The sequence below is a fragment of the Pseudomonas cerasi genome (assembly GCF_900074915.1).
GTDB lineage: Bacteria > Pseudomonadota > Gammaproteobacteria > Pseudomonadales > Pseudomonadaceae > Aquipseudomonas > Aquipseudomonas cerasi.
On the sequence record NZ_LT222319.1, the window covers coordinates 993,796 to 1,012,390 of the forward strand.

Here is an 18,595-nt window from a genome sequence, read left to right on the forward strand (position 1 = left end):
GATTTAAAAGATCCTGCACAGTGTACTGAGCACCCGGCTTAGTTGACCTAGCTCCTAAAGCTCCGTGTGTATGTGGGTTCCCTAAAACTCCTAAGTACGTTGGTTTTACTGAAATCTCCGCTTTTCAGTTTAGAGCCCAACAAGAAACACTGAACGAGGCTTGCTTAGAATAACGAGCGGTTGTCTGATTTCATATGCTCGACTGGTGAACATATTTCCGCGAAGGGGAGAGCTCAACCAAGGTTAGAAAGTCTCTAAATAGTAAGCTCGCCTTATTGAGCTGGCCTATTAAAATCTCCACTTCATGAGCTGGGTCGTGTGGGCGGATCTTTTCGCGGTGTGCAGCATCCAAATGGTTAAACTGCGACTTGAATACATCCTCTTCTTCTTCTTTAAGTGGGTGTAGATGAAGGCTGTGAATAAGAAGGTTTCGACGCTGGAGAAGAAATTGGAGCCCGTCTTCATTGTTGGAGTTCTGAAAATTCCGCAGTTGCTTCCAACTTATGCTTTTGCCCAAACTACTATTCATAGGGTAAGCGTTCCAATATATGCGGTTCATCACTGCATTGAAGCCGTTATGGTCAAATTTTCTAATATTGAAAAACGCGAAATCTAGAACCTGCCCGATTCGATCCCAGAATGAATAGAGTCTGATATATGCGGCTTCAGCGTGTTCCCAAAAGGCCGCTTGGGCGTTTTTGACCAAAAAGGCGGCAACTTCTGGGCTTTCGGGTTGCTCAATCATTTCCGGCTGTTCTATCAACATCTTGGAGCCTACCATGAATAGGTGGGCACGTATCACAGACTTTCGCGCACGTTTGAATACATCAAATACCTCTGCCATTGAAGTTTCCGGGTACAGGTCGCCAAGAGGTGCGGTCTCACCTGTTCGCAATAGGTAGTGCTCGGGAGGGCCTCCAAGGTGTCTCACGACGAGGTTCATTCGTTTGTCGAACTGCCCATCGTCATTAGGTGGCCAGAGCTGCGGAAATTGGTCTGTTTGGATTCGTTCATAGTTGCCGAGTACTACCGCCTCATTAGCCACGTAAGCTACGGCGTTCCGAATGACAGCCGCAAGGTGTTCTTGGGTGTAGGGTTCTTGTTCGTCAGTAGCCATTTTTGCCGCCTAAATTTATGAGGTGAGCTCTAGGGAGACTATATCGACGGTGGAGCCGTCCGGGTTAGCAGGGCTCAACGTACTGATTAAACAACCAAATCGCTTTTAAAGGCGTTGGTGCTCTTGTTTCACCTCAGGACTTGGTTTCTTCGTATCCGTCCGGGCATCCCACCTTGCGCGACCTCAGAGGATCAGGGGCAGCCGATACCTCACCTCTACCAGTGCTGCGCCTCCCCTTTCGAGATTGCGCTCACTCCCCGTTTCCTCAATACATCCTACGCTGCGATAAAATCGGATAGCTCGCTCATTTCCGGTCAAGACCCAAAGGGTTAAACGCTGATAACCTTGCTCTATCAAGTGCTGCAACCCGGCCTGCCACAAAGCAAAGCCGACTCCAGTTTTCCAGTGTTCAGCAAGAACGTAGAGAGCCATGACCTCAGCTGAATTTTCTGCGGCTATATCCTCATCTCGGCATACCCCGACCGATATCCAGCCGACCACCTCGTTGTTCAGCTCCGCGACGAATACGTTCGATTCGCCCGACTCAATCGAGCGAATCCAATAGGATTCCCGTTGTGGCATCGAAGCGCCCAATGACAGCAAGTATTCCGCAGGCATCAAGTCACAATACGCGTCCTGCCAACTGCTGATATGGACTTGCGCAATGGCTTTTGCGTCAGATGGTAATGCTTTCCGAATCATAGGTGCTCCTTTTCAGATTCTCGACGTTTTGCGTCCCAACATTTTCACACTCCTGTGATTGGCCATTCTGAACGGAGAATGAAAAGCCCCGACCATTCCTGGCGGGACTTTAGTCAATACATTAGTACCTACGGGCGCATCACCTTGTGGCCCGCCCAAGGCGGTCATCAAGGTGCGCATCATGTTCAGTCGGTAGGTAATATTCATTGATTTATAGTCTGGGGATTTATCTCAACTGTCAATGTAGCGCAGCGCCTGTGCAGCCCGCCAGATGCGGAAGCCGTCATGCATCAGAACTTTCATACGAGTGGCCCGGCGTCGCAGGGGCTGGAAATTTAAGGGCTGTAGAGCTTCTGGCTCGAAGGTCTTGCACCTCAGGCCTTTACGATCACATCCAGCAAATCAGTCGGTTGCTCGACTAGCTTGTCGGCACCGCACTTGATCAGCTCTGTGCGGGTGCCGTAGCCCCACAGGACGCCGATGGCAATTAGTCCGTTTTGATGAGCGGCGACAATATCATCACGCTTGTCGCCAATCATGCAGGCGGACCTAGGACAGATCGCCTCTGCCGCCAGCATTGTATCCAGCAGGCGGGATTTGTTGTCCAGTTTACCATCCGGTGAAGTGCCGAAAACGCTTCGGAAATGACCTCTCAGCGCTGTATCGCGCAGAATGCGCTCGGCAAACTCCTGACGCTTAGAGGTAGCGACATACAACGCGTACCCTTGTGAAGTCAGTGACTCAATAACTTGTCTAATTCCCGGATAAGCCACTGATCCAGATATACCGTAACGCCCATAATGAGTTCGGTACAACTCGACGCCTTGGTCGATGCGGTCATCTCCATAAGGCACTAGCAGTTGTGCCATTACCTGAGTCATCGGCGGCCCTAAAAGGTGCGTGATTCCGGCAGAGGGTGTGAAGTCGTGACCGAGAGCCCGAACGGCGTGTGTCAGACTGGCGACGATACCTGGCGCTGAATCAACGAGCGTGCCGTCTAGGTCGAAGATCAAAATTTTCATAGCTTTCCTTTGAAGGTCAGCGGATGGCAAACATGCGCTAGCTAGAATGGCCTAGTTTGCTTATTAATCGTGTAGGACACGCCACAATGTTTCTCGCGTTGTGGCATCCAGCGTAACCCGCTGGCGATCCATGACCTGTTTCAATCCCTCACCTATGTATGCACCCGGCATCGTAAGGAAGCCGTGCTTGCGGAACCAGGGGCCATTCCAAGGAGGCTCACGAAAAGTTGTCAAGCTCACCGCTCGAACCCCAAGGCTTTCAGCATGCTCTATGGCTGCCGAAAGCAGTTTTGCCCCAATCCCCATCCCTGAAGCACTTGGGCGAACCGAAATATCGTCTAAATACAAAAGCCCGTCCAGCGGTCGCATTGCCGCGAAGCCCATTATTTTATGGCTATTGCTATCGAGCGCCACCACGACACGACAGGCCTCAAATCTCAAAGGGGCCAGCGCAGGTGCTTCAGCGATATGGGCTAGAGATGGAAATGTCCTGTAACGCAGACGAGCCTCAGCCGAGATACGGCATAAATCTGGCACATCTTCGGCACAACTCAGCCGAAAATAGTAGTTACGCATGCCTTCCTATCCTTCAGGGTCACTGGATACGTCTTCCAATTTTACCTCGCACTACTCAGTTCAGCATCCACACATGTATCCGTAGCGTAAGCGGATGGCGAACACACCTTCTGAAATCCAGCATTAAGGGCGATGGTGTCCGCGTATTTTTAGCGGACGCGATCACCCTTATCGCCAGGATTTCCATGCGCCAACGAAGCTCTTACCCCAAACCCTTCAAGGCCCAGGTCGTGCAGGAATGCCTGCAACCAGGCGCCACGGTTTCCAGTGTTGCCATCAGCCACGGCATCAACGCCAACGTGATCCGCAAGTGGCTGCCGATTTACCGCGACAAGGCCCCCGCGCCACTGCCCGCGTTCGTGCCGCTACATCCGACGCCCAAGCGGTACGCTGATGAAACTGCGGTTATTGCACTGCCGCTGGGCGAGAAAACTATCACGGTCAAATGGCCCGTCTCCGACCCGGACGGCTGCGCGCGCTTCATCCGCAGCCTCTCGCAATGATCCGTATCGACACCATCTGGCTCGCCACCGAGCCCATGGACATGCGCGCCGGTACCGAAACTGCGTTGGCCCGTGTGGTTGCGGTATTCGGTGCGGCGAAGCCGCACTGTGCTTATCTGTTCGCCAATCGCCGTGCCAACCGGATCAAAGTGCTGGTGCATGATGGCGTGGGCATTTGGCTTGCCGCACGGCGGCTGAACCAGGGGAAGTTTCATTGGCCTGGCACTCATCGCGGCCTGAAAATCGAACTCGACGCTGAACAACTTCAAGCGCTGGTGCTCGGTTTACCATGGCAGCGGGTTGGCGCCAACGGCACAATTACATTGCTCTGAACCTCGCCTTTTAGCTGTGGCAGGAGGGTTGCTTTGGTAAAATCCATGGCATGACTTCCTCGCCCAATCTCGACCAAATGACACCCGATCAACTGCGTGCGCTCGCTGCACAGTTGCTGTCGAAGGTCGACACCATGGGCCGAAAGATCCTTCGTGACGAGACGATCATCGAGCAGCTCTCTCACGAGATTGCCATCCTCAAGCGCCACAAGTTCGCCAAGCGCAGCGAGCAAATCAGCCCGGCACAAGGCAGCTTGCTGGATGACTTGCTCAATACCGACCTCGAAGCCATCGACGCCGAGTTGAAAGCACTTCGTCCCGCCTCGGCGCCAGACGAACCACACCAGCAGCCTAAGCGTGCCCCGTTGCCGCCGCAGTTCCCACGTACCGTAATCCGTCACGAGCCGGAGAGCACTCAGTGCACCTGCGGCTGCCAACTTCAGCGCATCGGTGAGGACATCAGCGAGAAGCTGGATTACACCCCGGGCGTGTTTACCGTTGAGCAACATGTGCGTGGCAAGTGGGCCTGCCGCCAGTGCGAAACACTGATCCAGGCGCCGGTGCCGGCACAGGTCATCGACAAGGGTATCCCCACTGCCGGGCTGCTGGCCCATGTGATGGTGGCCAAGTTCGCTGACCACCTGCCGCTGTACCGGCAGGAAAAGATCTTTGGCCGAGCTGGCTTGGCCATCCCACGCTCGACATTGGCTCAGTGGGTGGGCCAAACCGGCGTGCAACTGCAACCGCTGGTGGATGCACTGCGCGAGGCGGTGCTCGCCCAGCGGGTCGTGCACGCCGATGAAACACCGGTGCAGATGCTGGCACCGGGTGAAAAGAAAACACATCGGGCTTACGTCTGGGCCTACTGCACAACACCGTTCTCGGCACTGAAGGCCGTGGTCTACGACTTCAGCCCAAGCCGTGCTGGCGAACACGCCCGCAACTTCCTGGGCACGTGGAACGGCAAGCTGGTCTGCGATGACTTCGCGGGCTACAAGGCCGGCTTCGAGCAGGGCATCACCGAAATTGGCTGCATGGCTCACGCCCGGCGCAAGTTCTTCGACCTGCATGTGACGAACAAAAGCCAGTTAGCCGAACAGGCGTTGCACTCAATCGGTGGCCTGTACGAGGTCGAACGGCAGGCCAAAGACATGAGCGATGAGGATCGCTGGCGATTACGCCGGGAAATAGCGGTGCCCATAGCAGGAAAGTTGCATGAGTGGATGCTGGCTCAGCGCGACCTTGTGCCCGAAGGCTCGGCCACGGCCAAGGCCCTGGATTACAGCCTGAAACGCTGGGTAGCGCTGACGCGCTACCTGGATGATGGTGCTGTGCCCATCGACAACAATCAAGTCGAGAACACGATTAGGCCGTGGGCACTTGGTCGCTCGAACTGGCTCTTCGCAGGATCGCTGCGCAGCGGTCAACGCGCGGCAGCGATCATGAGCCTGATCCAGTCGGCACGCATGAACGGGCATGATCCGTACGCGTATCTCAACGATGTGCTGAATCGCTTGCCGACGCAGAAGGCTAGTGAGATAGGGCAATTGCTACCGCATCAGTGGGTGCCGGCCTGGCTTACTCAACGAGAGTTTTGAATGGACGACATTTCGAGAATCCAATCGATTATTTCAAGTGATCCCGTTCGTTGGCGTTTACTTGAAATTGTGCACTCGCTCAAATTGCCAGATTGCTGGATCGGAGCAGGTTTCGTTCGAAACGCGGTTTGGGATTATTTGCACGGGCGCGTTTCGTCTCCAGTATCAACAGATGTTGATGTCATCTGGTTCAATGCTGAACGTTGCACTCCCGAGGAAGATGCAGCATTGGAGGCCGTCCTTAGCGGATTAGAACCGACCGTAAAGTGGTCTGTGAAAAATCAAGCACGAATGCATATTCAGAATGGTGACGAACCATACTTGTGTGCGATCGACGCAATGCGCTATTGGCCTGAAACCGCAACGGCGGTGGCTGTCAGGCTACGAGACGAAGGCTCATGCGAGATCGCTGCCCCGCTGGGAGTTGATGACCTTTTGGGGTTGGTCATCCGGCCAGCTGGTAGGTTTGTCACGGAAAAAAATACGATTTATCAAGACCGCTTCAAGTCCAAAAACTGGATGAAGATATGGCCGCAGCTCAGTCTTGCGCCCATAGCGGTACCTCCTACCCCTTCCGAAAAAGCAACTTAGCCGGACGCTGCCCTTTAGGAGAGAACCATCAAAGCCTTATCAATTGTACGGCCCAGCGGCGCTCGAATCGCTTCTGGGGAGAAAACCCTCGAAGTTCGTCGTTGGCATCCAGACTTAGATCCTTCCGAGGATCTCCTGATTGTTGAAAACGGGCGATTTCTCCATATCGATGGTGACGAAGACGATGACGGTATTGCTGTCGCAATCGTGCGCGTGAAAGCTGTGCGCCCATTCGCCCTCGTTGACATGCAAGCAGCCTGTGCAAGTTATTTTCAGGATGGCTGGCTCGCATGGGAGTTGAGTGACTTGAGGCCGGTCACTCACCCAGTGATCACCCGTGCGGCGCGTGGCATCTACGAGGTAGATTTCTTGTTTTCAGATGGAGGATGCTGATGATCATCAAGCGAGAAGTGGAAGTGGTAGGCGTGTAGCTAGATTAAATCTTAGAAATCCTAGAGCATCTTTGTAAATCTGATGCCATGCATCAGAGGGCTCGCTCACCAATGGATGCCAAAAGAATCTGAACTCATGCCCTCCGTCATCTTCAGCATGATGAACCCAGGTATCGGGGAGGTCTTGTGCGACGTGACACTCATGGAATGCCCATGTGTGCCCTGTTATATGGGAGCGCCACGTTCCCAGATGTCGCACTACCCTGCCTTGAATTCCTGCCTCTTCTACCAGTTCTCGCACAGCGGCCACATCAGTAGACTCACCGGGCTCGACACTTCCTTTGACCAATTGCAGACCTGCCAATGGATGCTCAAAAGCCAAGATTTCTAGCGCTTGACGGCTCCGTAGCACCACCGGGCAAGCTTTATCTACCATCATGACGTTTTCTCCTTGGCTGGTAATTTTGCGTGCTGAGCGGGTTGGAAAGCCTAGGTGAAGTCAGCCGGCAAGGGAATCAGATTCACGTGTGGCATCTTCAAGATCTATTAGCATCCGCTTACGACTCAGGCGGGTATGGGATATCTTGCTGACCTCGAAACCGACTTGTATTCATGGAGGAAAAATTGCGGATTTACATTACAGGTGCTTCGTGTGCGGGCGTGACCACTTTGGGTCAAAACCTCGCAACTCTGCGCGGTGTACGACATGTCGATGTCGATGATTTTTTCTGGATGCCCACGAACCCTCCTTTTACGACCAAGCGACCTGCCAGTGAGCGCGTGTCATTGATCCAGCAAGAATTCGGTGACGATGATTGGGTGTTGACCGGTTCTTGTATGGGTTGGGGCGATGCGCTGATTACCCATGTCGATCTTATTGTGTTCGTTGTAACGGCAACACCCGTTCGCCTTGACCGGCTGGCCGCACGTGAGAAGGAACGCTTTGGAAATCGGATTGCACCCGGTGGTGACATGCATGGGATACATGTGGCCTTTCGGGAATGGGCCTCGCAGTATGACAATCCGAACTTTTCAGGGCGCAACCGAGCGTGGCACGAGGCGTGGATATCAGAGCAAACAGCTCCGGTCTTACGGATTGACGGGGTGAACTGTGCTGAAAAGATGTAACCGTCCGGGCAAGTCATCTAGCGTAGCTGGCTCTATTGTTTTACGAGATTGCGCAACGATGAAGCTCAGCCCTCAATGTCGATCAGGGACTGCCGGGCATCATCACCCCAGTCAGACCCGATCAAAGCACTTTCTCGTGCTATCAACAATTGAAACGCTTGAGATTCCTTTCAAGCGTTGCTGGATAACTTAAACTTGCCGACTACGCTGCGAAGTTCATTAGCGAGCAATGAAAGCTCGTCAGCCGTTACGGCGTTGTCCTCTACGCCTTCCATGACGATTAAGCTGCTGTTTCGAATGCCGATGACGTTGCGATTGATATCCTCTGAGACCGAATGTTGCTGCACCGCCGCACTTGCAATCTGAGTGTTCATGCCCACAATTCCGTCTACTGCTTCATTGATCTGGTTCAGGCTGCCAGACGCTTGGCTCGCTGCCTGAATGCATTCCCTAGCTCGGGTTTGCCCAGCTTTCATCTGTTGAACAGCGGCATCAGTAGCGCCTTGCAACTGTTGGATGATCCGTCGAATTTCTTCTGTGGAGTTTTGTGTGCGCGAGGCCAGAGTCCGCACTTCGTCAGCCACGACCGCGAAACCACGGCCTTGCTCGCCAGCTCGCGCCGCCTCGATGGCCGCGTTGAGGGCCAGCAGGTTAGTCTGATCCGCGATGGTACTGATGACCTCGATGACACCACCGATTTCTTTGCTGTGTGTCGCTAACGCTTCGACTTTGCTTGCACTGAGCTCCACTTCGTTGGCCAACGCCTCAATAGCGGCACTTGTTTCAATCATAACTTTCAAGCCGTCGTTAGACGCACTGCTTGCAGATTCAGCGGCACGTGCTGCGCCCTCGGTATTCTGGGCCACGTCGGCAACGCTCGCGGTCATTTCGTTGATGGCAGTAGCAACCTGCTCGGTTTCAGCCTGTTGTGAGTTCATTGAGGCTTTGGCTTGGCCTATGGAGATCTCTAGTCGCTTTGCCGCATCTGAGACTGAATGCGAGCTACGCTCCACCTGGCTCAGTGAGCCAGAGAAGGCCGTTACCATGCGGTTAAGTCCCTCGCCTACATCACCGATTTCATCGTGGCTGTTGATTCGGACGCGCGCGCTCAGATCGCCTTGAGCAATACGTGCCGTCACAGCTAGGAGCTCATCAACCCCAATCCGCAGAGCCTTGTAGATGCCGACGAACGCATAGAGCAGCAGTATCGCAATGGCGATAAATAGCTCAGTGCCGAAAGTACGCTCATTACTCAGTGTATTCAGACGCTCATCAATTCGAATTCGCAGCGATTCCTGCATCTGATCCTGAGCTTTGTAAAACTGAGCAACGACGGCGTTTCCACGCTCGCCCAAGGTGTTGGCATTCACGTTTGAGCGCTTGCTCGGATCAAGGTAGTCCACCAGGTCTTTACGCAGATTTTCCAGGTCGGTAATGGCTGTTGTTACAGACGGCTGAACTACACCAGATAATTTCGGCTCTTCTCGGCGAAGCAGGGAAAGGCTCTGCTGCAACTCTTGACGCATTAGCAGCTCCTGTTTCAACAAAGTCTGGGCAAAAATACGAGTGGTGTCGTCCAGAGGACGGTCAGCGCTAAAACCGCTGGCCAGACCGCGAATCTGTCCGACCAGATTTATTTGCCGAGGCAGACGTATAGAGCTCAGATCGATGAGGTACAACGAACCTGCGTCTTCGTCCAAAATCATGCCGGAAGTGGCCGTAATGTAGTAAACGAAATTCATTAGGTCGGTTAACTGGTCGTTCCACGCGGAAAAGATCACCAAAGGTGCTTCGCCTGCTTTGGCGCGTTCAACCAGCTGCACACTAGCGGTACGCAACGTCTGAACTCGGTCTGTCGTTGCCAGTTGGGTGCTAAATTTTGCGTCCTGCGCAGCAAGAGTCGCATAGGCATCGTTAAGCTTTTCAGCATTGCGTGCTGCATTGGCTACTGCGTTGGTGTCACCGCTGAGCATGCCGTGTGTCAGCGCCCTCTGAATCATGGTTAGACGCAGGATAGGGGTGACGTCCAACAAGTATTGTTGACCCACCTGTTCATGCTTGATGCCCGTGATGCTCGTGTTCAGTGAAAGCATCGCCCGGGTGCCTAGCAGGAGCAGAGGAATCAGGACAATAAATCCCAAAATTGCGAATTTCATGGGGAATCGAACACGGTTGGTAACGAACAGGGCAGGCGCTAATAAATTCATCGGGTTCTCGATCACTCAAGGTCTGTGAGTGCTTTCTTAGGCGTTAAAAAGTGCCCATCTCTCATTTATGGTTATGAGGTAATGAAAGCATTCCAAGAGATCTTCCTCAAAAGCCGCTTACTCTCCTTTGTTACAGGATCGAATTGCCGCGCTTCTCTTGGTACGAAAACTATCGGCTGAACCGGGCGAAGCTGTAGGGAGGAATGCATGGATAACCAGCATAAAGGCTGAGTAGACCGGTAATGGCACCAGTTGGAGGTGCGTCCGGGCATCCCGTCTTGCGCAACTAAACCGGTCGCCACCTATGCGGTAGTAGCTCCGCAATCTCACTTGCCCGCTGCGTCGGCAGGCGCGTGAGGACGTCCTTCAAATAAGCATACGGATCATGGCCGTTGAGTCGCGCCGATTGGATCAAACTCATGATCGCCGCTGCACGTTTACCGCTGCGTAACGATCCCGCGAACAGCCAGTTCGAACGCCCAAGAGCCCACGGCCGGATTTGATTCTCGCACCAGTTATTATCGATGGGCACGGCACCGTCATCGAGATAGCGCGTCAGCGCTATCCAGCGTTTGAGACTGTAATCCAGCGCCTTGGCGATGGCCGAACCCTCAGGCACAAGCTGTCTTTGGGCGATCATCCAGGTATGAAGTGCGTCGGCGATTGGCGCTGCTTTTTCCTGCCGTATTCGCTGCCGATCACCCGGCTCCAGCTCTCGGACTTCTCGTTCAGCTTCGTACAAGGCCGCGATGTAGTTCAGCGCTTTTTCGGCGACCTGGCTCTTGTTGGTCACGTGCAAGTCGAAGAACTTCCGGCGGGCATGGGCCATGCAGCCGATCTCCGTAACGCCCAGTTCAAAGCCTGCCTTGTAGCCGGCAAAGTCATCGCAGACCAGCTTGCCGTTCCAACTGCCCAAGAAGGCTCGGGCATGTTCGCCAGCGCGGCTCGGGCTGAAGTCGTAAACGACCGCCGCCAGGTTGGAGAACTGACTGGTGGCATAGGCCCAGACGTAAGCGCGATGAGTTTTTTTCGCACCAGGCGTCAGCATTTGTACCGGCGTCTCGTCGGCGTGAACGACGTCGTGCGTCAGCACGGCTTCGCGCAGCGCATCAACCAGCGGCTGTAATTGCACGCCGCAGTTGCCCACCCACTGCGCCAAGGTCGAACGGGCGATGGGCAGCCCGGCGCGGCCGAAGATTTTCTCTTGGCGATACAGCGGCAGATGGTCGGCAAACTTGGCCACCATGATGTGGGCCAGCAGGCCTGCGGTCGGGACGCCTTTGTCGATGACGTGCGCCGGTACCGGCGCCTGGATCAGTGTTTCGCACTGTTCGCAGGCCCACTTTCCACGGATGTGGCGTTCGACTGTGAACACGCCGGGCGTGTAGTCGAGCTTTTCGCTGGCGTCTTCGCCGATGCGTTTGAGGGCACAGCCACATTGGCAGTGGCTGTTGTCCGGTTCGTGATGGATCAGTGTGCGAGGAAACTGCGGTGGCAGCGGTGCGCGCTTGGGTTGCTGGCGCACTTTGGCTTCGACAGGTGCCGGTTGCAGCGCCTCAAACTCGGCTTCGATAGCGGCGATATCCGTATCGATCAAGTCGTCGAGCAGGCTGGCTTGATCCGGGCTCAACTGCTCGCTGCGCTTGGCAAACTTGAAGCGTTTGAGCAGCGCGATCTCGTGGGCCAGCTTCTCGTTGACCGATTTGTGATGAGTGATTTGCTTGTCCATCGTCTCGACGCGCTGGATCAACTGCGCCGCCAAGGCACGCAGTTCTTCAGGGTTTAATTGATCGAGATTCGGATGCGAAGTCATGCCGCCGATTTTGCCAGAGAGGGCTAGTGGCGGCGATAGACTGATGGGCCAATTGCGCTGGCAAGCAGGCCATGGCAGGCGAATTAGAGCACCGTGATGGCTGCTCCGGAACCGACGCGTTGCCAAGGCAAGCCGAGCACCAAGGCTTGAAGTTGCTCTGCATCCAACTCGACTTCAGAGCCGTGCCGCACGCCCGGCCAAAAAAAACGTCCTTGATTCAAGCGCCGGGCAGCAAGCCAAATCCCCAAGCCATCATGCACCAGCACTTTCATGCGATTGGCACGACGGTTGGCAAACAGATAAGCACAGTGCGGCTTCGCCGCACCGAACACCGCCACGACCCGCGCCAGCGCAGTTTCAGTGCCTGCGCGCATGTCCATGGGCTCGGTGGCAAGCCAGATGGAGTCGATGCGGATCATCGCAGCAGGTCTCGCAGGAAAGCAGAACACGCCGCTGCATTTTCTGCCGGCCAACTCACCACGACTACGCCTTTTGAATGCGGCACTTCGATTCGGATCGTGGCAGGAAGGGCCTGATGCATCGGCACCGGCGGCGATGTCTTGACCGGGATGAAGGCGGTTTGAAGTGTCAGGTTTTTCTGTGCATGCACCCGAATCCATTTATGGACGAGGTTTGCATTGAGGTTGTGGGTCAAGGCGACATTGGCAATTGAAGTGTCAGGTTGGGCGCACTCAGCAATGACCTGGGCCTTGAAGGACTTGGAATAGGAACGGCGTTCTTGTGGCATGGGCGTCCGCTTAAAAAGGCTAAAAATGGTGTCCACCTATATTTGGGTGGACACCATCGCCTCAAGCGACGGTGTCAGGAAGGTGTGTTGCCCGGACGGTTACGAAAAGATGGCTGCGGATGTGATTCATGCGTTGTCGCAAGCATCGCGGTAGTTCGAAACCGGGACGGCCGACGCACGACTCTCAACGCGCTTTAGTGATGTCCGCTCTGGGCTCAGAGTGTGAAAAAACGCATATGGATTCTCGGTGACGGTTATGCAGCCGGTTCGAAGACACCTGCATCCACGAGCATCTCCACTAACGCCTCTGGCCATACCGTTTCTCCCGTAGATCTCAGCTCGTGAGCGGACCACCAGTGATGATCTGTCATGACCTGAGTCTCGTGTAAGGTCCATTCGGAGCTAGAAAGGGTATTGTTTTCCGCGTGCACAACGAAATACTGCTCAACTGCGAACACCGTCTCGCCGCTGGGCAGGAGCATCGAAAACCTCCGATCTGCCACAGGCCCTACAACTGTGTTGACCTGAATACCGGTCTCCTCACGCAGTTCACGTATTGCAGCGGCGTGGAATGTTTCTCCGTCTTCAAGGCTACCACCAGGGGTGGCCCAATAATTTCTACCAGCTAAAGCCCCGTCTTTATGGCGAAATTTGAAAAGAAGGACATTTAGAGAGAGGCTTATAACTAGTAATCGTGCAGCCTTTCGCTCACGCATTTGACGTATATCTTCCCTGAAATTTTGAAATGTAGAGTGCCGCACCTACAGTCGGATGTCACCCATGGCTCGTAGCGTTACGATAGGGTAATGATACTTCAGTAGGGCTGCCTATGAAGCGCTTCATCCAAGGCGAGCATCGTGGCCAGCTATCGGGCGACTGCTGCCGCATCAGGGGGGCGGCGGTAGAAGCCACGTAAGCCTCCGATGCTTTGGAACTCGCGAGGATGGTGCAATTAACGGAGTAGTCATAACGATGATTTTGGTTGTTGAAGGTATCAGCGCCAGCGGGAAAACCACTTGGTGCGCTAAGCATGGAGGGCAACATGTCATTCCTGAAAACGGCCGTTTTGAAAACGAGCCGGATCGGATAAAGGATCCGGTCGGAGCAGCAACTTTTTGGGCAGAGCGAAACGTGGATCGCTGGCAAGCGGCGCTGACCATGGAAGGCATTTCTTCGTGGGCTTTGTGTGACAGTGACCCTCTCAAGCTCCACTACATTTGGAGCCTTTGGCAGATCGGCGAGGCGAGTGAACACGACTGGCGAATAGAGTTGGACGCCACAAGAGAAACGATCGCACAAGAACGTATTGGCTTTGCTGACTGTTACATTGTTGGCCGCATAGATCCTCTGCTCGCGCGCGAACGAGCCAAAGCAGACACAACCCGCCGACGGAGTAAATTCGAGCTGCACGTGCGCCTCCAACAAGCTCTGCTGACCTGGTACTCAGCTATGGATGAAGTGCTTCCCGGCAGAGTGCGATTCGGGTTTCCCTCAGAAATGCCGACCTTGAAAAGCCTTGATGGAAGATATGCGGTGGCGGCCTTTGATCGAATGATCGCATCGCTCCCACAGCCTACTCATAGCTCTCAGCGAGACGGGTCTTATATAACAGTTGGAAGCGGATCGATGTGAGGGCGAAGTAAAGATGTGTTCGCCATCCGCTTACTCCGTAGCGATGTCTGTGAGCGAACGTGGTAGTGCAGTCGCTCGCGCCATCGTTAGGCAAAGCTCGGAGCAGGCGACGTCAGTACCTCGCCACTTCGGCGAGGCAGCAAGACGTAGTAGCTGTCCCTCCGACGCCTCTACAGTGCGGTTTTGGCAATACGCCGCTTCCAGATAGCGCTGTTCCCGCAGGTACCAGCTAATCTTCCTTTGGGATGAAATTGGGGAGCTCGGCAAGCAGCTTTTGCGAGTCACTCACGCTTGCTTTAAGCGAAATGTCGTAGTGTTCGCACTCTTCATAAGCGTTTTCCCCGGTGCCATAGGTATGGATGACTGCATGCGGAGCTATCTTGCGTAATGATCGAAGTGCAGTGTTCGCATGTGTGATTGAGCGTGCTGAGGGTGTTGCCGAAAACTCAAAAATAGCCGCCAAACAGATCACAGCGTCAGACGGCACCGGGAGCCGTTTATTTTTGCTTTCCGATCCACCATTCGCTACCTGTACGTTGGACCAGCCCTGCGAATGGCACAGGCGGACGAACTCCAATGATGTCCATCGTTCAGCGGTCTGAGGCTGGCGACCACGACCACGACTTCGGGTGCTGGAAGCGTCAACGGTAGCCTTTTGGACGGCTTCCAGCTTTTGGATTTGGAGCCGCTCGAGGAGAGATAACTGCGGTGAAGAGTTTGAAGGAGGCTGCCGAAGCCTGTCCTCATGCTCCATGCTGTAGCGATTAGTGGCATGTATTAACGCCTCAATTCCATCTGGATCCAGCGCTTGTAGTGCAATCTGAAGATCTGAGCATGCGCGTGCAATATTTTTAAGCGCAGGAGCTCTAGCCGCTTTCAGATCCTGGTGTTTTTTTTGTTGGGTGTAATCTGCTGCAAGTTTTAGTATTTCCATACAGAACGGCTGCAGCCGGTTTATAGTGGGTAATCCAGCCTCACGTCGTTTATATGCGATCCCGGCGACTGTATTGATTAACTTCGCTTCTGGCTTACTCAAGCTGCTGACAAAACCATAGGGTAGATATTGTGTCTGTCTCATTCCTCCCTCCAAACGTCAAGGTGGTCTGCCCAATCCTGCATCATCGAGCGTCGCTCGTCGAAGTATGTCGCATGGTTATAGGCTCGGCGGACGTTGTTTTGATCAGCGTGGGCTAGTTGGGCCTCGATGGCATCTGGACGGTATCCAAGCTCGTTTAGCCGAGTGCTGCCAGTTGTCCGTGTGCCATGGGGGCTGTATTTGCCGCTCCACCCTAACACCTTCAATGCCTGACGCATCGATGCCACAGCCATTGGCATTTGCCGATTATCTCGGCCGGGGAATAAATGCGTCCGGTTGCCCGTGATGCCTTGAAGTACGTTGAGCATTTGGATCGCTTGGCGGGGCAGGGGAACAATGTGTTCCTTTCGTGCTTTCATTCTCCGCGAAGGTACTCGCCAAATCGCTGCTTCAAGATCGAATTCCTCCCATTCGGCTTCGGCTACCTCGCTTGGTCGGCCTAGCGTCCACCACATCAGCTGGATGCAGTAATTGAGCTGGAAGCTACAGCGATGGTTGTCGAAATCACGTAATAGCTTGCCGATCTGATCCGTGGTTAGGGCTGTCTTATGCTGCGTTTTGTTGGTGGGCAGTGCTTTACGGACTGGCCAGACTGGATCGCTATCAGCTCGGAGCGTAGCGACGGCATACTCAAACACCGCAGACATGGTGCGACGAGCCTCTGCTGCTACGCTCGGAGCGCCGCGCTTGAATGTTGACTGGAGAATATTGAGTACCTGAGCTGAGGTAACCTCGCGGACAGGAAGTTTTCCTATGTTGGGAAACACCACTCGCTCCAACATATCGAGGCGTCGATTTTTGGTGATGTCCTCCCAGTCTTTGGTCTGCAACCACTCTTTGGCTATGACATCAAACGTATTGGCCGCCTCGTTTGCTTGCCTAACCCGGTCTAGCTGCCTTTGCTGGGCTGGATTCACGCCTTCCTTGACCAGCTTACGTGCCGCTTCGCTTCGTTCTCGTGCTTCTGACAGCTTTACGGCTGGGTAATCGCCTAGTCCGATCATGCTGGACTTGCCATTCAGCGCAAAGCGATACCGCCATGCTTTCACGCCTGTAGGTTTGACCTCAAGGTACAGACCACGTTGGTCATTGAGCCGGTATAGCCTTTCCCTCGGCTTGGCGCTGCGGCAGTGGGCATCTGTTAGCAATCTCAGGTCTCCATGGGCTGAGAACCCACTGTACTCACCACATTAGCGCTTGGCAAATTCATGTACTCAGAAACCTACTCACCTTTTGGATGGAAACAACAGAAACAAAATGGGACGTTCTGAAACAGAAAAACCGCGCAAAGGCGCGGTTTTACTGGGCTTGATTGGTTTCTCAGTGTTTCAAAAAACACCCTGAAACTTAATATGCCGATCAGACGTTAAACCGGAAATGCATCACATCACCGTCTTTAACGATGTATTCCTTGCCTTCCAGACGCCACTTGCCGGCTTCCTTGGCGCCTGACTCACCCTTGAACTGGATGAAGTCGTCATAGGCCACCACTTCGGCGCGGATGAAGCCTTTTTCGAAGTCGGTGTGGATCACGCCTGCGGCTTGTGGTGCGGTGGCGCCGACGCGGACGGTCCAGGCGCGGACTTCTTCGACGCCTGCGGTGAAGTAGGTCTGCAGGTGGAGCATTTCGTAGCCAGCGCGAATCACGCGGTTCAGGCCGGGTTCTTCGAGGCCCAAGGCTTCGAGGAACATGTCCTTCTCTTCGCCGTCATCGAGCTCGGCGATTTCGGCTTCGATCTTGTTGCAGACCGGCACCAGCATTGCGCCTTCTTCTTCGGCTATTGCGCGGACCACGTCCAGCAGCGGGTTGTTCTCGAAACCGTCTTCGGCGACGTTGGCGATGTACATGACCGGCTTGGTGGTCAGCAGGTGGAAGCCACGGATGGTGGCTTTCTCGTCGTTGCTCATGCTCTTCATCAGGCTGCGTGCAGGCTTGCCTTCGCTGAAGTGTGCAATCAACTGCTCCAGCAGGCCTTTCTGGACCACTGCTTCCTTGTCGCCGCCCTTGGCGTTGCGGGTGACCTTTTGCAGTTGCTTCTCGCAGCTGTCGAGGTCGGCGAAGATCAGTTCCAGATCGATGATCTCGATGTCGCGCTTGGGGTCGACGCTGTTGGAAACGTGAATCACGTTCTCGTCTTCAAAGCAGCGCACCACGTGGGCGATGGCGTCGGTCTCGCGGATGTTGGCGAGAAACTTGTTGCCCAGGCCTTCGCCCTTCGAAGCGCCTGCCACGAGGCCGGCGATGTCGACGAACTCCATGGTGGTCGGCAGTATGCGTTTCGGGTTGACGATGGCTGCCAGGGCCGCGAGGCGCGGGTCGGGCATCGGCACGATACCGCTGTTCGGCTCGATGGTGCAGAAGGGGAAGTTCTCGGCCGCGATACCAGATTTGGTCAGGGCGTTGAACAGGGTGGACTTGCCGACGTTAGGCAGGCCGACGATGCCGCAATTGAATCCCATGGTGTTTCCCCTCGAGTGATGTCAGGCCTTCTGGCTGTGCAGGTTTTTCATCGCCCGGTTCCATTCACCGGCGAAGATATCCGGCAGCACGCCGAGGGCAAAGTCGATACTGGCGTCCAGTTTTTCCTGTTCGGCGCGTGGCGCTCGACCCAGGACAAAGCCGGATACCTTGCTGGCATCGCCCGGGTGGCCAATGCCAAGCCGCAAGCGATGGAATGTGTTCTGGTTGCCGAGCTGCGCAATGATGTCGCGCAGACCGTTATGACCGCCATGGCCGCCGCCCACTTTGAGTTTGGCAACGCCCGGAGGCAGGTCAAGTTCGTCATGCGCCACCAGAATCGACTCGACCGGGATGCGATAAAAGCCGGCGAGTGCCGCGACAGCCTGGCCGCTGCGGTTCATGTACGTGGTGGGAATCAGCAGACGAACATCCTGACCCTGGTGCGTGAAGCGCCCGGTCAGGCCAAAGAATTTGCGCTCGGGAACGAGGTTGACTCGTTGCGCCGCAGCAATACGCTCAACAAAAAAAGCCCCTGCGTTATGCCGGGTCTGTTCGTATTCGGCGCCTGGATTTCCCAGGCCCACGATCAGTTGTATGGCGGTCACGACAGGGGCTCTTCCTTTGGAGTTGAGGGTTGAACCGCTGACGACAGCGGCAATGTGGACGAAAACTGCTCA

At 54.7% G+C, this 18,595-nt stretch carries 21 protein-coding genes and 1 pseudogene; 7 read left to right on the forward strand and 15 right to left on the reverse strand.

Annotated features, from left to right (window positions below; translation table 11 throughout):
• Positions 1-190: 190 nt before the first annotated feature.
• The 4 genes from PCPL58_RS06930 to PCPL58_RS06945 all read right to left on the reverse strand — a co-directional run bounded on the left by PCPL58_RS06930 (position 191) and on the right by PCPL58_RS06945 (position 3,417).
• Entirely contained in the window at positions 191-1,117 is a 927-nt protein-coding gene (locus PCPL58_RS06930; protein WP_057432782.1) for a hypothetical protein, read from the reverse strand.
• Between the two features lie 183 nt (positions 1,118-1,300).
• Positions 1,301-1,819: a GNAT family N-acetyltransferase gene (locus tag PCPL58_RS06935; protein WP_057432780.1), complete on the reverse strand. Its 519-nt coding sequence runs from the start codon at positions 1,817-1,819 to the stop codon at positions 1,301-1,303.
• 374 nt (positions 1,820-2,193) lie between these two features.
• A complete protein-coding gene (locus PCPL58_RS06940; RefSeq protein ID WP_057432778.1) occupies positions 2,194-2,841 on the reverse strand; it encodes an HAD hydrolase-like protein in 648 nt (215 codons plus the stop codon).
• A 63-nt stretch (positions 2,842-2,904) separates the two neighbouring features.
• Entirely contained in the window at positions 2,905-3,417 is a 513-nt protein-coding gene (locus tag PCPL58_RS06945) for a GNAT family N-acetyltransferase (protein WP_065349105.1), read from the reverse strand.
• 185 nt (positions 3,418-3,602) lie between these two features.
• Between PCPL58_RS06945 and tnpA (PCPL58_RS30730) the strand changes: the two genes are divergently transcribed.
• The 5 genes from tnpA (PCPL58_RS30730) to PCPL58_RS29210 are packed head-to-tail and all read left to right on the forward strand — an operon-like array spanning position 3,603 to position 6,834.
• A complete protein-coding gene (tnpA, locus tag PCPL58_RS30730) occupies positions 3,603-3,920 on the forward strand; it encodes an IS66-like element accessory protein TnpA (protein WP_003307811.1) in 318 nt (105 codons plus the stop codon).
• Positions 3,917-4,252 carry an IS66 family insertion sequence element accessory protein TnpB gene (gene tnpB, locus PCPL58_RS32025; RefSeq protein ID WP_065348875.1) on the forward strand — a complete coding sequence of 112 codons (336 nt, stop codon included), beginning with the start codon at positions 3,917-3,919 and terminating at the stop codon, positions 4,250-4,252. The genes tnpA (PCPL58_RS30730) and tnpB (PCPL58_RS32025) overlap by 4 nt, the downstream gene beginning before the upstream one ends.
• Positions 4,253-4,302: 50 nt before the next feature.
• On the forward strand, positions 4,303-5,850 hold the full coding sequence (gene tnpC / locus PCPL58_RS06960) for an IS66 family transposase (protein WP_065348874.1): 1,548 nt from the start codon (positions 4,303-4,305) through the stop codon (positions 5,848-5,850).
• Positions 5,851-6,441 carry a nucleotidyltransferase family protein gene (locus tag PCPL58_RS06965; protein WP_065348873.1) on the forward strand — a complete coding sequence of 197 codons (591 nt, stop codon included), beginning with the start codon at positions 5,851-5,853 and terminating at the stop codon, positions 6,439-6,441. It abuts the gene before it with no gap.
• Positions 6,442-6,483: 42 nt separating this feature from the next.
• The gene (locus PCPL58_RS29210) at positions 6,484-6,834 is read left to right on the forward strand and encodes an ASCH domain-containing protein (RefSeq protein WP_269454001.1); all 351 of its coding nucleotides are present in this window, start codon (positions 6,484-6,486) and stop codon (positions 6,832-6,834) included.
• Between the two features lie 6 nt (positions 6,835-6,840).
• Here PCPL58_RS29210 and PCPL58_RS29215 read toward each other — a convergent pair whose 3' ends face one another.
• On the reverse strand, positions 6,841-7,272 hold the full coding sequence (locus PCPL58_RS29215; RefSeq protein ID WP_083188316.1) for an NUDIX hydrolase: 432 nt from the start codon (positions 7,270-7,272) through the stop codon (positions 6,841-6,843).
• A gap of 185 nt (positions 7,273-7,457) precedes the next feature.
• On the opposite strand from PCPL58_RS29215, the gene PCPL58_RS06975 reads away from it, so the two are divergent.
• Positions 7,458-7,961, forward strand: coding sequence for an ATP-binding protein (locus PCPL58_RS06975; RefSeq protein ID WP_065348871.1), 504 nt, complete (start codon positions 7,458-7,460; stop codon positions 7,959-7,961).
• Between the two features lie 170 nt (positions 7,962-8,131).
• Here PCPL58_RS06975 and PCPL58_RS32600 read toward each other — a convergent pair whose 3' ends face one another.
• From PCPL58_RS32600 to PCPL58_RS07000, 6 genes and pseudogenes are all read right to left on the reverse strand, one after another.
• Complete coding sequence (locus PCPL58_RS32600) at positions 8,132-9,007, reverse strand: methyl-accepting chemotaxis protein (protein ID WP_370661146.1); 876 nt, start codon at positions 9,005-9,007, stop codon at positions 8,132-8,134.
• Positions 9,008-10,168 (reverse strand): annotated as a pseudogene (locus PCPL58_RS32605) (HAMP domain-containing protein); the annotation flags it as partial.
• 286 nt (positions 10,169-10,454) lie between these two features.
• A complete protein-coding gene (locus PCPL58_RS06985; RefSeq protein ID WP_003317542.1) occupies positions 10,455-11,981 on the reverse strand; it encodes an IS66-like element ISPsy43 family transposase in 1,527 nt (508 codons plus the stop codon).
• Positions 11,982-12,064: 83 nt separating this feature from the next.
• Positions 12,065-12,400, reverse strand: a complete 336-nt coding sequence (tnpB, locus tag PCPL58_RS32030; RefSeq protein ID WP_004409766.1) for an IS66 family insertion sequence element accessory protein TnpB — start codon at positions 12,398-12,400, stop codon at positions 12,065-12,067.
• Entirely contained in the window at positions 12,397-12,729 is a 333-nt protein-coding gene (tnpA, locus tag PCPL58_RS06995) for an IS66-like element accessory protein TnpA (protein WP_003317539.1), read from the reverse strand. Before tnpA (PCPL58_RS06995) ends, tnpB (PCPL58_RS32030) begins: the two co-directional genes overlap by 4 nt.
• A gap of 254 nt (positions 12,730-12,983) precedes the next feature.
• Positions 12,984-13,445 carry an NUDIX hydrolase gene (locus PCPL58_RS07000; RefSeq protein WP_065349106.1) on the reverse strand — a complete coding sequence of 154 codons (462 nt, stop codon included), beginning with the start codon at positions 13,443-13,445 and terminating at the stop codon, positions 12,984-12,986.
• Between the two features lie 256 nt (positions 13,446-13,701).
• Between PCPL58_RS07000 and PCPL58_RS07005 the strand changes: the two genes are divergently transcribed.
• A complete protein-coding gene (locus tag PCPL58_RS07005; protein ID WP_003315653.1) occupies positions 13,702-14,361 on the forward strand; it encodes a hypothetical protein in 660 nt (219 codons plus the stop codon).
• Positions 14,362-14,590: 229 nt separating this feature from the next.
• Here PCPL58_RS07005 and PCPL58_RS07010 read toward each other — a convergent pair whose 3' ends face one another.
• The 4 genes from PCPL58_RS07010 to pth form a co-directional block, all read right to left on the reverse strand.
• Positions 14,591-15,439: a hypothetical protein gene (locus PCPL58_RS07010; RefSeq protein ID WP_057432774.1), complete on the reverse strand. Its 849-nt coding sequence runs from the start codon at positions 15,437-15,439 to the stop codon at positions 14,591-14,593.
• A complete protein-coding gene (locus PCPL58_RS07015; protein WP_057432766.1) occupies positions 15,436-16,605 on the reverse strand; it encodes a tyrosine-type recombinase/integrase in 1,170 nt (389 codons plus the stop codon). The genes PCPL58_RS07010 and PCPL58_RS07015 overlap by 4 nt, the downstream gene beginning before the upstream one ends.
• 211 nt (positions 16,606-16,816) lie before the next feature.
• Positions 16,817-17,917, reverse strand: coding sequence for a redox-regulated ATPase YchF (gene ychF, locus PCPL58_RS07020; RefSeq protein WP_003421685.1), 1,101 nt, complete (start codon positions 17,915-17,917; stop codon positions 16,817-16,819).
• Between the two features lie 21 nt (positions 17,918-17,938).
• Positions 17,939-18,523, reverse strand: coding sequence for an aminoacyl-tRNA hydrolase (gene pth, locus PCPL58_RS07025; protein ID WP_003317127.1), 585 nt, complete (start codon positions 18,521-18,523; stop codon positions 17,939-17,941).
• Positions 18,524-18,595: the final 72 nt, after the last annotated feature.